At 71.8% G+C, this 13,383-nt stretch carries 14 protein-coding genes; 12 read left to right on the top strand and 2 right to left on the bottom strand.

Translation table 11 applies throughout. From position 1 onward, the window contains the following. Window positions 1–9 precede the first annotated feature (9 nt). Entirely contained in the window at window positions 10–777 is a 768-nt protein-coding gene (locus ACRAKI_RS25110; protein WP_447002974.1) for a 3-oxoacyl-ACP reductase, read from the top strand. Then, entirely contained in the window at window positions 777–1,475 is a 699-nt protein-coding gene (locus ACRAKI_RS25105) for a FadR/GntR family transcriptional regulator (RefSeq protein ID WP_447002973.1), read from the top strand. The genes ACRAKI_RS25110 and ACRAKI_RS25105 overlap by 1 nt, the downstream gene beginning before the upstream one ends. A 68-nt stretch (window positions 1,476–1,543) precedes the next feature. On the opposite strand, the gene ACRAKI_RS25100 is transcribed toward ACRAKI_RS25105, so the two are convergent. After that, the gene (locus ACRAKI_RS25100) at window positions 1,544–1,999 is read right to left on the bottom strand and encodes a hypothetical protein (protein WP_447002972.1); all 456 of its coding nucleotides are present in this window, start codon (window positions 1,997–1,999) and stop codon (window positions 1,544–1,546) included. A 310-nt stretch (window positions 2,000–2,309) separates the two neighbouring features. On the opposite strand from ACRAKI_RS25100, the gene thrS reads away from it, so the two are divergent. The 8 genes from thrS (at window position 2,310) to ACRAKI_RS25060 (ending at window position 9,979) form a co-directional block, all read left to right on the top strand. Next, on the top strand, window positions 2,310–4,373 hold the full coding sequence (thrS, locus tag ACRAKI_RS25095) for a threonine--tRNA ligase (protein ID WP_447002971.1): 2,064 nt from the start codon (window positions 2,310–2,312) through the stop codon (window positions 4,371–4,373). Next, window positions 4,370–4,924: an HIT family protein gene (locus tag ACRAKI_RS25090; RefSeq protein WP_447002970.1), complete on the top strand. Its 555-nt coding sequence runs from the start codon at window positions 4,370–4,372 to the stop codon at window positions 4,922–4,924. The genes thrS and ACRAKI_RS25090 overlap by 4 nt, the downstream gene beginning before the upstream one ends. Before the next feature lie 120 nt (window positions 4,925–5,044). Continuing rightward, window positions 5,045–5,884, top strand: coding sequence for a helix-turn-helix domain-containing protein (locus tag ACRAKI_RS25085; RefSeq protein ID WP_447002969.1), 840 nt, complete (start codon window positions 5,045–5,047; stop codon window positions 5,882–5,884). A gap of 60 nt (window positions 5,885–5,944) precedes the next feature. After that, a complete protein-coding gene (gene pgsA / locus ACRAKI_RS25080; protein WP_447002968.1) occupies window positions 5,945–6,553 on the top strand; it encodes a phosphatidylinositol phosphate synthase in 609 nt (202 codons plus the stop codon). Between the two features lie 11 nt (window positions 6,554–6,564). After that, window positions 6,565–7,497 carry a phosphatidylinositol mannoside acyltransferase gene (locus ACRAKI_RS25075; RefSeq protein WP_447008503.1) on the top strand — a complete coding sequence of 311 codons (933 nt, stop codon included), beginning with the start codon at window positions 6,565–6,567 and terminating at the stop codon, window positions 7,495–7,497. Beyond that, window positions 7,494–8,615 carry a glycosyltransferase family 4 protein gene (locus tag ACRAKI_RS25070; protein ID WP_447002967.1) on the top strand — a complete coding sequence of 374 codons (1,122 nt, stop codon included), beginning with the start codon at window positions 7,494–7,496 and terminating at the stop codon, window positions 8,613–8,615. The genes ACRAKI_RS25075 and ACRAKI_RS25070 overlap by 4 nt, the downstream gene beginning before the upstream one ends. Beyond that, on the top strand, window positions 8,612–9,589 hold the full coding sequence (locus ACRAKI_RS25065) for an NUDIX hydrolase (RefSeq protein WP_447002966.1): 978 nt from the start codon (window positions 8,612–8,614) through the stop codon (window positions 9,587–9,589). The genes ACRAKI_RS25070 and ACRAKI_RS25065 overlap by 4 nt, the downstream gene beginning before the upstream one ends. A gap of 123 nt (window positions 9,590–9,712) precedes the next feature. Continuing rightward, window positions 9,713–9,979, top strand: a complete 267-nt coding sequence (locus ACRAKI_RS25060; RefSeq protein WP_447002965.1) for a hypothetical protein — start codon at window positions 9,713–9,715, stop codon at window positions 9,977–9,979. Window positions 9,980–10,081: 102 nt separating this feature from the next. On the opposite strand, the gene ACRAKI_RS25055 is transcribed toward ACRAKI_RS25060, so the two are convergent. Next, entirely contained in the window at window positions 10,082–10,252 is a 171-nt protein-coding gene (locus ACRAKI_RS25055; protein ID WP_447002964.1) for a hypothetical protein, read from the bottom strand. A gap of 300 nt (window positions 10,253–10,552) precedes the next feature. Between ACRAKI_RS25055 and ACRAKI_RS25050 the strand changes: the two genes are divergently transcribed. Together ACRAKI_RS25050 and ACRAKI_RS25045 are read left to right on the top strand one after the other, a co-directional pair. Continuing rightward, the gene (locus ACRAKI_RS25050; protein WP_447002963.1) at window positions 10,553–11,782 is read left to right on the top strand and encodes a GUN4 domain-containing protein; all 1,230 of its coding nucleotides are present in this window, start codon (window positions 10,553–10,555) and stop codon (window positions 11,780–11,782) included. 1 nt (window position 11,783) lies between these two features. Then, on the top strand, window positions 11,784–13,361 hold the full coding sequence (locus ACRAKI_RS25045) for an SPFH domain-containing protein (protein ID WP_447002962.1): 1,578 nt from the start codon (window positions 11,784–11,786) through the stop codon (window positions 13,359–13,361). Window positions 13,362–13,383 lie beyond the last annotated feature (22 nt).

The following is a 13,383-nucleotide window of genomic DNA, read 5'->3' as shown; positions in this document are numbered from 1 at the left end:
GGAGAGAACGTGGTTCAGCGATTCGAGGGCCGGGTGGCCGTGGTGACCGGTGGTGGCAGCGGCATCGGGCTCGCCTCGGTGCGGCGGCTGGCGTCGGAGGGCGCGCGGGTCGTCGTGGCCGACGTCGACGCGGAGTCCGGCAAGGCGGCGGCCGACGAGGTGGACGGGCTGTTCGTCCAGGTCGACGTGACCGACGAGGAGCAGGTGTCGGCGCTGTACCAGACCACTGTGGACACTTACGGCTCGGTGGACGTCGCGTTCAACAACGCGGGCATCTCGCCGCCCGACGACGACTCGATCCTGACCACGGGCATCGAGGCGTGGGAGCGGGTGCAGAAGGTGAACCTGACCTCGGTGTACCTGTGCTGCAAGCACTCGATCCCGCACATGCTGACCCAGGGGCGCGGCTCGGTGATCAACACGGCGTCGTTCGTGGCGACGATGGGCGCGGCGACGTCCCAGATCTCGTACACGGCGTCCAAGGGCGGGGTGTTGGCGATGAGCCGGGAACTGGGCGTGCAGTTCGCGCGGCAGGGCATCCGGGTGAACGCGCTGTCACCTGGACCGGTGAACACGCCGTTGCTGCGGGAGCTGTTCGCGAAGGACCCGGAGCGGGCCGCGCGGCGGCTGGTGCACGTGCCGCTCGGCCGGTTCGCCGAGCCGGAGGAGATCGCGGCGGCGGTGGCGTTCCTGGCCAGTGACGACTCGTCGTTCATCACCGCCTCGAACTTCCTGGTCGACGGCGGGATCGCCGGTGCCTACGTGACACCGCTGTGATGCCCGTGCAGGACGCGTTGTTCCGCCCCGTGCGGGCGGGCAACGCGTTCGAGGAGACCGTGGAACGGCTCATGCAGGCGATCCGGCTCGGCGTGGTGGGGCCGGGGGAGCGGCTGCCCGCGGAGCGCGAGCTGGCCACCCGGTTGGGCGTCAGCCGGGTGACGTTGCGCGAGGCGATCAGGTCGCTCCAGGACGCCGGCTACGTCGAGTCGCGGCGCGGCCGGTACGGCGGGACGTTCGTGAACTCGCCGCTGCCGGCGCCCGCGTCGGACCGGTGGGTCGACCCGGAGGAGCTGGCGGACGCGCTGACGCTGCGCGCGGCGGTGGAGACGGGTGCGGCGGAGTGCGCGGCGGCCCGTGCGCTGGGATCGGTCGACCGGCGGAACCTGCTGGCGCGGCTGGCCGAGTGCCGCGACGCGACCGTCGAGGAGTACCGGCGCAAGGACTCGCGGCTGCACCTGGCGATCGCCGAGGCGACCGGGTCGGCGTCGCTCACGGCGGCCGTCGCCGACGCCCGGACCAGGGTCAACGCGCTGCTCGACCGCATACCGCTGCTGGCCCCGAACCTGGCGCACTCGAACGACCAGCACGACGCGATCGTGGCGGACATCGTGGCGGGTGAGCCGGAGGCCGCGCGGCGGGCGATGGCCGAGCACCTGGACGGCACGGCCCTGCTGCTGCGCGGCTTCCTGTCGTGACCCCCGGCTCCTGACCCGCCTCCTGACCCCGCCTCCTGACCCCGCCTCCTGACCTCAGCGCTCGGACCTCAGCGCTCGGACCGGCGTTCCGGGCCGTGCTCGAACCTGTGCTCCGGGATGCGCTCGTCGAACTGGAAGTGGCCGGGCGGCCCGTCGAACCCGACGCCGTAATGGTGGTGGTCGCGGTCGGCCGCCGCCACGATCCCGCCGCCGAGGACGAGGCCGAGCAGGCCGACGGCGACCAGCTGGGTGGCCCGGTGCTTGACGACCCGTCCGACGACCGCGTCCTTGCCCGGAGCGGTCTGGCTGTGCGCGGGGTGCGGCACACCAGGCGCCGGGTGACCTGCGGTGGAGGGCTCACCAGGGGGTCCGGCGGCCTGCTGGGCGGCGGCCGGTTCGGCCGGGCCTGCGACCGGCGTCTCCACCGGCGTGGTGGGCGCCCGGTCCGCCGGTGACGTGGGTTTCTCCTGCTCGGGTGGCTGCTGGGACGGGTGCTGCTCGGACGGTGGCTGCGGGTCTGGCATCGGCGGAACTCCCTGCTCTGTCGTGCCGGCGGACGCGGTGACGTGATCGCGCTGGTGGACGCCATGGTGCGCGGCCTACCTGAGCTGATCCTGATCGTCGGCTGTACGTCAGCTGAGAACCCCGCCCGCCGTCCACCTGACGTGCCGTGACCTCGGTGGACGCGTCGTCCGCGCTGGGCCGAGGCCGAGGAGCGCCCCGAGCGGGTGATCCGGCGGTACGCCGCGGCGGTCCGTCCGGTGCGCCGGAAAAGGAGTCGGTGAGCACCGATAACATCTCCGGCGAAGACCGCATACACATCGAGGAGTCACCGTGTCCCAGCCGCGCCCCGCAGCCGCTCCAACCCCACCGCGCGTGGTGGTGCCGGCGGGGACTACCGCGGGGACGGCGGTGCGTGAAGCGGGGCTGCCGGGCAAGGGCCCGGACGCCGTCGTGGTCGTGCGCGACCCCGAGGGCCACCTCCGCGACCTCTCGTGGACGCCGCAGGTCGACGTCGAGGTGGAGGCCGTGGCCGCCGACACCGCCGACGGCCGCAGCGTCATCCGGCACTCCACGGCGCACGTCCTCGCGCAGGCCGTGCAGCAGCAGTTCCCCGAGGCCAAGCTGGGCATCGGCCCGCCGGTCAAGGACGGCTTCTACTACGACTTCAAGGTCGACAAGCCGTTCACGCCCGAGGACCTCCAGGCGCTGGAGAAGCGCATGAAGTCGATCATCAAGGGCGCGCAGCGGTTCAACCGCCGGGTGGTCGAGTCGGTCGACGCGGCCAAGTCGGAGCTGGCGGCCGAGCCGTTCAAGCTCGAACTGGTGGACGTCAAAGCCGAGTTGTCCGACCCCGCGGTGGACTCCTCGGAGATCATGGAGGTCGGCGGCGGCGAGCTGACGATCTACGACAACCTCGACCCGCGCTCCGGCGACCGAGTCTGGGGCGACCTGTGCCGCGGCCCGCACGTGCCGACGACCAAGCACATCCCGGCGTTCAAGCTGACCCGCGTCGCCGCCGCGTACTGGCGCGGCAACGAGAAGAACCCCCAGCTGCAGCGCATCTACGGCACCGCGTGGGAGTCGCAGGAGGCGCTCGACCAGCACCTGGAGCTGCTGGCCGAGGCCGAGCGGCGCGACCACCGCAAGCTCGGCGTCGAGCTGGACCTGTTCAGCTTCCCGGACGAGATCGGCTCCGGCCTGGCGGTGTTCCACCCCAAGGGCGGGATCATCCGCAAGGCGATGGAGGACTACTCGCGCGCCCGGCACGCCGAGGAGGACTACGAGTTCGTCTACTCGCCGCACATCACCAAGGGCAACCTGTTCGAGACGTCCGGTCACCTCGACTGGTACAAGGACGGCATGTACCCGGCGATGCACCTCGACGCCGAGTACGACGAGGACGGCAAGCTGCGCAAGCCCGGCCAGGACTACTACCTGAAGCCGATGAACTGCCCGTTCCACGACCTGATCTTCAAGTCGCGCGGGCGGTCGTACCGCGAGCTGCCGCTGCGGATGTTCGAGTTCGGCTCGGTCTACCGGTACGAGAAGTCCGGCGTGATCCACGGCCTGACCCGCGTGCGCGGCATGACGCAGGACGACGCGCACATCTTCTGCACGCCCGACCAGATCCAGGACGAGCTGAAGTCGCTGCTGTCCTTCGTGCTGGGGCTGCTGCGCGACTACGGGCTGGACGACTTCTACCTGGAGCTGTCCACCCGCAACGACGAGAAGTACGTCGGTTCCGACGAGGTGTGGGAGACGGCGACCGAGGCCCTGCGTGAAGCGGCCGAGGACTCCGGTCTCGAACTGGTGCCGGACCCGGGCGGCGCGGCGTTCTACGGGCCGAAGATCTCCGTGCAGGCGAAGGACGCGCTGGGCCGGACCTGGCAGATGTCGACCATCCAGCTCGACTTCACGCTGCCCGAGCGGTTCGAGCTGGAGTACACCGGGCCGGACGGCACCCGGCAGCGCCCGGTCATGATCCACCGGGCGCTGTTCGGCTCGATCGAGCGGTTCTTCGGCGTGCTGACCGAGCACTACGCGGGCGCGTTCCCGGCGTGGCTGGCGCCGGTGCAGGTGGTCGGCATCCCGATCGCGGACGAGCACGTGGACCACCTGCTGGCGGTCGCGAAGCAGCTCAGGGCGAAGGGCATCCGGGTCGAGGTGGACGCCTCCGACGACCGGATGCAGAAGAAGATCCGCAACCACACCACGCAGAAGGTGCCGTTCATGCTGCTGGCCGGCGGCAAGGACGTGGAGCAGGGCGCGGTGTCGTTCCGGTTCCGCGACGGCACGCAGATCAACGGCGTGCCGGTGGAGCGGGCGGTCGAGACGGTCGTCGACTGGGTGGCGCGGCGGGAGAACGCCTCGCCGACGGCGGAACTCGTCCAGTGACGGAGCAGTACGAGGAGCAGGACGGGGTCGGGGTCCACGACGCGTTGCAGCGGCTGTGGACCCCGCACCGCCTCTCGTACGTGCGCGGTGAGGGCAAGGCGGTCGGCGACGAGCCGGAGGGGTGCCCGTTCTGCCGGGTGATCGGGCTGGACGACGCCGAGGGGCTGATCCTGGCGCGCGGCGAGCTGGTGTTCGCGGTGCTCAACCTGTACCCGTACAACCCGGGTCACCTGATGGTGCTGCCGTACCGGCACGTGCCGGACTACACGGACCTGACACCGGCCGAGACGGTCGAGTTCGCCGCGTTCACCCAGACGGCGATGCGGGTGATCCGCGCCGTGGCGAGCCCGCACGGGTTCAACGTCGGGATGAACCAGGGCGTCGTGGCGGGCGCCGGCATCGCGGCCCACCTGCACCAGCACGTCGTGCCCCGCTGGGGCGGCGACGCGAACTTCATGCCCGTGATCGGCCACACCAAGGTCCTGCCCCAGCTCCTCGGCGAGACCCGTCAACTCCTCGCCGACGCCTGGCCCACCCCCCGCCCCGCGTAGGACTCGCGCGGATACGTCGGGAAGGCGTGGGTTAGATCACCACGGTGCGGCGGTGATCCGACCTTTACATACCTTCCTGGCCGATCGTCAAGAGGGGTGAGCGTCGATACGGTGCGTTGCATGACCGCACCTGAGCGTTCGCGGCTGGCCCGAGAACGGCTCTCGCGCGAGTTACGAAGGCTGCGCACCGAGGCCAAGATGACCGGAACGGCCACGGCGCGCGCTACCGGGATGAGCCAGTCCAAGCTGTCGAAGATCGAGAACGGCATGCTCCTCCCGTCCGTGACCGACGTGGAGCGCCTGGTCGCCGAGCTGTCCGCGACCAGGGAGACCAGGGTCGAGCTGGTCGAGTTGGCCCGACTGTTGCACGCCGAGGCGGAGACCCGCCGAGTGGTGCTGCACCGCGGGGCCCACCGGCACCAGCAGACCGTGGCACGTATCGAGGCCCGCGCCACCACCAGCCGCTTCTTCCAGAACGCGGGTGTGCCCGCGCTGTTGCAGAGCGAGAACTACCTGAGGGTCGTGCTGAACGCCACGCCCCCGCACGAGCAGGACACCGCGATCGCCACCCTGCGCACCCGTCGGGCCCGCATGGACGACCTGGGCAAGCGGTTCGTGTTCCTGCTCGCGGAGAGCGCCCTGCGCTGGCGGATGGGCTCGGCCGACCTGATGTGCGAGCAGATCGACCACCTGCTCGGCCTCAGCCGAAGACCCAATGTGCAGCTGGGCGTGGTGCCGTGGACGGCGGACGCGAACCTGGTGGCGCTGCACGGGTTCCAGGTGTACGACGAGCGGGTGGTGACGTTGAGCGTGCTGACCGGCAACGCGACCATCACCGACCCGCACGACGTGCGCGAGTACCTGGGGCTGTTCGGCAGGCTCGAACGGCTGGCGGTGCGCGGCGACGCGCTGGACGACCTGCTCGCGCAGATCTCCAGGGACCACCGCGAGCTCGGCTGAGCTGGGCGGTTAGGCTGCCGGGGACCACTTCGTCCCCGTCGGTAGGTGCCTCGCCACCCCATGCTGAACATCTTCGCCCGCGCGTCCGTCTCCCGCGTCACCGATCCGATCGGGGCGTGGCTGCTGCGCCGCGGCCTCACCCCGAACGCCGTCACGGTGCTGGGCACCGTCGGCTCCGTCGCCACGTCGCTGTGGTTCATCCCGCGCGATCAGCTGTTCGTCGGCGCCGCGCTGGTCACGGTGTTCGTGCTGCTGGACCTCATCGACGGCGCGATGGCCCGCGCCCAGGGCGGCGGCACGAGGTTCGGCGCCGTCCTGGACGCGAGCTGCGACCGGATCGCGGACGGCGCGTTGTTCGCCGCCATCGCCTGGTGGGCGTTCGGCCAGGACGAGCACGGCCTGGCCGCGGCGACCCTCGTGTCGCTGGTCGGCGCCCAGGTCACCTCGTACGTGAAGGCGCGCGCCGAGGCGTCCGGGCTGTCCGCCGACGGCGGGATCGCCGAACGCGCCGAGCGGTTCATCGTCGTGCTGGTCGGCATCGGCCTGCACGGGCTCGGCGTGCCCTACGTCCTGCCGGTCGCCCTGTACCTGTTGGCGGTGCTCGTCACGATCACCGTGGTGCAGCGCGTCCTGGCCGTGAGCCGCGCCGCCAAGGAGCTCGGGACGTGAAAGCTCGGGACGTGAAAGGCGGCTTGGCCGACCTCGCCTACGCGGCCGGGTGGCGCCTGGTGCGGCTGCTGCCGGAGGTCTGGGCGCGCCCGCTGTTCGACCTGGCCGCCGACCGGGCCGCGAAACGGGGCGGCGAGGGTGTCCAGCAGCTGCGGGCGAACCTGCGCCGGGTGGTCCCGCGGGCCGGCGAGGCGGAGCTGGACGAGCTGGTCCGCCTGGCGCTGCGCTCCTACGCGCGGTACTGGCGCGAGGCGTTCCGGCTGCCGTCGCTCGACCTCAAGGCCGCCTACGCCGAGTGCGACCGGACGATGACCGGCGTGGAGAACCTGGACGCGGCGCTGGCCGAGGGCCGGGGCGCGGTGATCGCGCTGCCGCACTGCGGCAACTGGGACATGGCGGGCGTCTGGCTGGTCGGGCACTGCGGCACGTTCACCACGGTCGCCGAACGCCTCAAGCCCGAATCGCTCTACCGCCGGTTCATCGCGTTCCGCGAGAGCCTGGGGTTCGAGGTCGTGCCGCTCACCGGGGGCGACCGCAACCCGGCCGTCGTGCTCACCGAACGGCTGCGCGCCAACAAGGTCGTCTGCCTGCTGGCCGACCGCGACCTCACCGCCGGCGGCGTGCCGGTGACGTTCTTCGGCGAGCGCACGCTGATGCCGGCCGGTCCGGCGCACCTGGCCGCGACGACCGGCGCGGCGCTGATCCCGGCGGGCCTGTGGTTCACCGAGGACGGCTGGGTCATCCGGCTGCACCCGCCGATCCGGGTCCAGGGGACGGCGGGCGTGCCGGCCGCGACCCAGCAGCTGGCGGACGTGTTCGCGGCCGACATCGCCGCGCACCCCACCGACTGGCACATGATGCAGCAGCTGTGGCTGGCCGACCTGCCCGAGAGCAGGCAGAAGGCGCTGCGCCGGGTGCTCGCCCGCCGGGGGGAAACTGCGTGAAGGTCGGCATAGTCTGCCCGTACTCCTTCGAGGTCCCCGGAGGCGTGCAGGCCCACGTGGTCGACTTGGCGCGTGCGCTGCGCGGTCTCGGGCACGAGGTGGAGGTGCTGGCGCCCGCGGACGACGACACGCCGATGCCGGAGTTCGTCACGTCCGCCGGCCGCGCGGTCGGCATCCCGTACAACGGGTCGGTGGCGCGGCTGTCGTTCGGGCCGGTGTCGTTCACCCGGGTCCGGCGGTGGATCGCCGAGCACGACTTCGACGTGCTGCACCTGCACGAGCCCACCGCGCCGTCGCTCTCGATGCTGGCGCTGATGGTCGCGGACGGGCCGATCGTGGCCACCTTCCACACGTCCACGCCGCGCTCGAAGATGCTGTCCGCGTTCCAGGCCGTGCTGCAGCCGTTCCTGGAGAAGGTCACCGCCCGGATCGCGGTGTCCGCGCTGGCGCGACGCGTGCAGGTCGAGCACCTCGGCGGTGACGCGGTGGAGATCCCGAACGGGGTGGACGTCGGGTTCTTCGCCGAAGCGAAGCCGCTGGACGGCTACCCGCGCCCGGGCGGCACGGTCGGGTTCGTCGGCCGGTTCACCGAGCCGCGCAAGGGCATGCCGGTACTGCTGGACGCGTTCCGCGCGCTGGACGAGCCGGACGTGCGGTTGCTGATCGTCGGGCGCGGTGACGAGGACGAGTTGCGCAAGCGGGCGGGGCCGGAGCTGGCGTCGCGGATGGTGTTCCTGGGCATGGTGGACGACGAGACCAAAGCGCGCGCCCTGCGCAGCGTGGACGTCTACTGCGCGCCCAACACCGGGGGCGAGAGCTTCGGGATCATCCTGACCGAGGCCATGTCCGCGGGCGCGGCGGTGCTGTCGAGCGACCTCGACGCGTTCCGGCGGGTGCTGGACGACGGCAAGGCCGGTGTGCTGACCCCCGTCGGTGACTCGGACGCGCTGGCGGCGGCGTTGCGCGACCTGCTGACCGATCCGGTGCGGCGGGCGGACTACGTGGCGGCGGCGCGGCAGCGGGTGATGATGTTCGACTGGTCGGTGGTGGCGGCCCAGGTGGTGCGGGTCTACGAGAGCGCCATGGCGGCCGATCCGCGGCGGGTGGGCGAGGCGTGACCAGTTCCGGCGTCGCGATGACGTTCCTGGTGCTGTTGGGCTTGGCGGTGCTGATCGGGCCGTGGACGCTCGGCACGGCGAACCGGCTGGACCGGCTGCACGTGCGCACGGACGCGGCGTGGGCGGCGCTCGACGCGGCCCTGGCACGACGTGCGGTGGTGACGCGGGCGGTGGCGGCGGTGTGCGGCAAGCCGGACCTGCGTGCGGCGGCGGACCGGGCCGAACGGTCGCCTCGGGCCGACCGGGAGGCGGCGGAGAACCGGCTGTCGGCGTTGTTGGAAGGGCTGGACCGGTCGGTGCTCAAGCCCGAGCTGGCGGCCGAGCTGTCCGACGCCGAGCAGCGGGTGGTGCTGGCCCGGCGCGTGCACAACGACGCGGTGCGAGACACGTTGTCGTTGCGGCGGCGGCGGTCCGTGCGGTGGCTGCGTCTCGCGGGCACCGCGCCCACGCCGTCGTACTTCGAGATCGCCGAGCCCGGAGCGGACTCCGAGACGTCCTCGTTGACCCAGCGCGTGTCGGCGCGGGTCGTGCTGCTGGACGCCGAGGACCGGGTGCTGATGTTCGAGGGCTTCGACCCGTCCCGGCCCGACGAGCTGTTCTGGTTCACCGTCGGCGGCGGGGTGGAGCCGGGGGAGGACGTCCGGGCGGCGGCGGTGCGGGAGCTGTTCGAGGAGACCGGCGTGCGGCTGGCCGAGGAGGACCTGGTCGGTCCGCTGTGGAAGCGGCACGCCGTGTTCGCGTTCGACGGCCTGAGCTACGCGGCGGCCGAGTGGTTCTTCGTGGCGAGGGTGGACGGGGTCGAGGTGGACACCTCGCGGTTCGACGACATCGAGCGCCGGACCATCCGACGGCACCGGTGGTGGTCGGTGGAGGAGCTGGCGTCGACCGACGAGACCGTGTACCCCGTGCAGCTGGCCGAGGTGCTGCCCGGCGCGCTCTCCGAGTGGGACGGCGCCACCCGCTCCGTGCGGTGAGTCCCGGGGACCGTCGCGGCGGGTGCTCGGCACGGGCGTCGGCGCCGTGGTCGGTACCGTCGCGGACGTGGTCAGCGTGGAGCGGCGGGGCGTCGTGGAACCGGTCGTGGCGGACCCACCCCGGTGGGCGCGACGAGCGGCGCACGTGCCGGCGTTGTCGCCGTGCGGTCCGACGTGTGGCGGATCGGTCCGGCGCTGGGGGACCCGCTCGGCCACGCCGAACAAGGGCTGCGCGAGCCGGTCGGTCCCGGCTTCGGGGCCGTGTACCCGGTCGTGCTGGGTGTGCTGGCCGAGGCCGCCGGTCTGCTGACGTTCGGCCTGGTGCGGCGGTGTGGCGTGGTGCTGCCCCGGTGGGTGCCGGTGCTCGGCGGCCGGGTCGTGCCGCGATGACGTCCACCGGTTACCTGGGGTCGGGTTCGTCTACCTGCCGCTGGTGGCGTGGGCGCCCCTGCTCGCGGCTGTGACGCTGTCCTACCAGCGGCGGCGGGTCGGCTAGCGGGTCTTGCCGGCTCGGGCGGTCCGCACGGTGAACACGATCGTGCCGACGACCACGATGGCGCCGATCAGCTGGAGGCCCGGCGAGTCGTCGGCCTCTCCGTACGCGAAAGCGGCGACGCCGATCGCGACGGCGAGCAGGACGGCGAGTGCGAGGACGTACTTCATGGGGTCTCCTGTCCGAGGCGGCGTGGCCGTGCTACCCATCGAGCACCGCTCGGATCCTACCGACTTTCACTCGGTCCGGGCCGCTGCCCGTGCGCGCTGCCGGACCGCGTCCGACCTCTTCGAGGGGTAATGGGAATTCGCGCCCGCAATTCTGCGGATTAATTGCTTGATGCTTCCGGTTGCCGCCCTGTGGCACACTGGCGACAGGGGGAATACCGCCGGCCGGTCGATCCGGGGATGCCCCGCTCCGGTTAACCGCGAGGGCGCCACGTCGAATTGTCCGGGCCATCGGGAGGCTCCGTGTCACTGGTCGAGCGATTCGTCGTCGGGGTGGACATCCAGGGTTTCTCCTCCCGTGTCGCCCGCACCCAGGTCGTCCTCCAGGCGGCGCTGAACCGGATGCTCGGCGAAGCGGCGGCAAGCGTGGGGCTCGACCGGGAGCTGTGGACGCGTCATCCGGGCGGTGACGGCGAGGTGGCGGTGCTGCCGGCCGACGTGGACCTGCTCGCGGTGGTGCGGCGGTTCGTCACCGAGCTCGACACCGGGCTCACCGACCACAACGAGGACCACGGCATCGGGGCGCGAATCCGCCTGCGGGTGGCGATGCACACCGACGTGGTGACGAAGCCGGGGCCGCTCGGGTACGCCGGTCCCGCCCTGACCGTGCTGAGCCGCCTGCTCGACTCCGACGCGGTGCGGGCCGCGCTGGCACGAGCGCCGGAGGCGAACCTCGCGCAGATCATCTCGGCCGACCTGTACCGCAAGGCCGTGCTCCCGGAGCTGGGCGGACTGCGGCCGCGGCAGTTCCGGCAGGTCCGGGTCGACGTGCCGGACAAGGGCTTCGACCAGACCGCGTACCTGTACGTGCCGCGCGAGGGCACCGCACGGCCCGAGCCTCCGCGTGATCCCGAGCCGCCGGGCATTCCGCTCCTGATCAAGTCCCTGCGAGCCACGCTGCCGCCGCCCACTCCGCCGCCGGGGAGAGGGCGTGAGGCGGCTGGGCGTGAGGCGGCGGTGGAGGTGGTCGAGCCCGCGCCGGCCGACCTGGCGCCCGAGGTGCGCGACGCCGTGCGCGAGGCGCGGGAAGCGCTCGCGCGAGATGACCTCCGCCGCGCGGACGCGATGACGACGTGGGCGTTGCTGGCGGAGGCGGGCCGTGGCCGCAACGGGTGGCTGCGCCGGTCGGACGGGGAACTGCTGACCGACGCGCTGCTGACCGAACTCGACCTCGCCTGGTCGGACTTCTCCGGGGGAGAGGCGGGATTCCGCGCCCAACGCGCGCGGCTCGGCGGGTTGGCACTTTCCGGGCCGAAGGAGTTCCGGGAGCTTTCCGTCCGGCTCGGGTGGCGGACCGAAAGGGAAGAAGTGATATCCCGTTACGGGGAATTCGGTCGACGTTCCGGCGCTACGGCGGATTCGTTCCACCCGACATTGCGAAATCCCGAGCGGGAAGACCACGCGACCTGGCACGACGAGTGGTCGTCGACCGTCATGGCCGTGCACGTCCGGTTGCAGCGCTGGGAGGGGTGAGATGGGACTCGTGGTCGTGCTCGTCGTGCTGGCCGCCGCCGGCTGGTTGGGTGTCGCCGGGGTGCGGAGCGTCCCGTCCGGTCGGGTCGGCCTGGTGACCAAGCGCTTCGCCCTGCGCCCACGGCACCCCGAGGACAACCCGAGGGTGAGCGCGTTCGACGGCGCGGGTCCGCAGGCACGGCTGCTCCGCGCGAACACGCGCACCTGGCTGGCTCCGTACCTGTACGACGTCGAGCTGATCCTGCAGACGTGCGTGCCGAACGGGACGATCGGCCTGGTCGTGGCCGAGGCGGGCGCCGTGAGCCCGCCCGACAGCCAGATCGCCGAGTACGTCGACTGCGACTACTTCCAGGACGGCGTGCGCTTCCTCCGGGGCGGCGGCCGGCAGGGCCGCCAGATGCAGGTGCTGACCGGCGGCTACTACGACATCAACACCCGCCTGTTCCGGGTGATCACGGTCGACACGCCGGAAGACATGGAACGCGAGGGCCTGACGCCCCGCGACCTCGCCGTGGTGGAGATCTCGACCGGCGAGACCGGCGTGGTGATCACGCACATCGGCGCCAAGACCGATCCGAACGTCCTCGGCCCGCCCGTGGCGGGCCACGCCGCCTTCCAGCTGCCCTGGGTGTTCATCGACGGAAACGGACGCCGGGGCGTGCAGGAGGAGACGCTGGACGAGGCGGGGCGCTACGCGATCAACCCGTGGTTCGCGCAGGTGGTCGAGGTGCCGACCCGGACGCTGATCCTGGAGTGGACGACCAAGGCCGCGAAGGCGACGGGCAACCTGGACATCTCGCTCGACCGGATCGTCCTGGACGTGCAGGGCCACCGGGTCCGGCTCGACATGAAGCAGACCGTGCGCATCCCGGCCGAGGCGGCGCCGGGGATCGTGCGCAGCTACGGCCTGGGCGGGCAGGGCGAGGCCGGCGGACGCAGCACGGTGCAGGAGTTCGTGAAGAAGGAGCTGGGGGCCACGGTCGACGGCTACTTCCGCCGGATCTCCGCCCGCTACCGGATCCAGGAGTTCATCACCCGCTACGACGAGGTGTGCAACGAACTCGCGGGCGAGGTGCGGCAGGCCATGGCGCGGACGGGTGTCAGAGCCATCTCCACCACCCTGGAGAACTTCGAGTGCGACGAGCCGGAGATCAACGACATGCGCCGGCAGATCGCGCTCCAGCAGGAACGCGTCAAGCTCGAACAGGCGAAGCTGGCCGAGCTGCAAGCCCGGAGCCACAACGAAGACGTGCTGAGCGAGATCGCGTTGAAGCAGGTCAGGGTCGAGGACGAGCGCCGCCAGCTGGACTTCATCGAGCTGCGGACGCTGGTCAGGCTGCTCGGCGCGGAGCACGTGTCGATGGAGCGGGTGCTGGCGCAGTGGGTGAAGGTGAACGTGCCGCAGGTCATCGGCGGCACGGACGGCGGCGTCGCCCAGGCGCTGCTCCAGGCCATGCCGTTCACGCAGGCGCGGGACATGCTCATGTCCATGGCCAACGAGGCGGCCAAGGGCGTGCCCGGTGCCGACGACCCGCCGGGGCTGGCGAACGGCACGCCCAACCAGGGCGCGCAGAACTGACCGACCGCCGGGAACGGCGCTG

It is taken from the genome of Saccharothrix isguenensis (assembly GCF_052936305.1).
Note: the sequence above shows the minus strand (reverse complement) of the source record. Positions and strands in the feature narration are given on the sequence as shown.

Coding starts and splice junctions, on each gene's coding strand:
- ACRAKI_RS25105 (WP_447002973.1), top strand. CDS start 777: ATGCCCGTGCAGGACGCGTTGTTCCGCCCCGTGCGGGCGGGCAACGCG.
- ACRAKI_RS25100 (WP_447002972.1), bottom strand. CDS start 1,999: ATGCCAGACCCGCAGCCACCGTCCGAGCAGCACCCGTCCCAGCAGCCA.
- ACRAKI_RS25085 (WP_447002969.1), top strand. CDS start 5,045: ATGACCGCACCTGAGCGTTCGCGGCTGGCCCGAGAACGGCTCTCGCGC.
- pgsA (WP_447002968.1), top strand. CDS start 5,945: ATGCTGAACATCTTCGCCCGCGCGTCCGTCTCCCGCGTCACCGATCCG.
- ACRAKI_RS25055 (WP_447002964.1), bottom strand. CDS start 10,252: ATGAAGTACGTCCTCGCACTCGCCGTCCTGCTCGCCGTCGCGATCGGC.
- ACRAKI_RS25045 (WP_447002962.1), top strand. CDS start 11,784: ATGGGACTCGTGGTCGTGCTCGTCGTGCTGGCCGCCGCCGGCTGGTTG.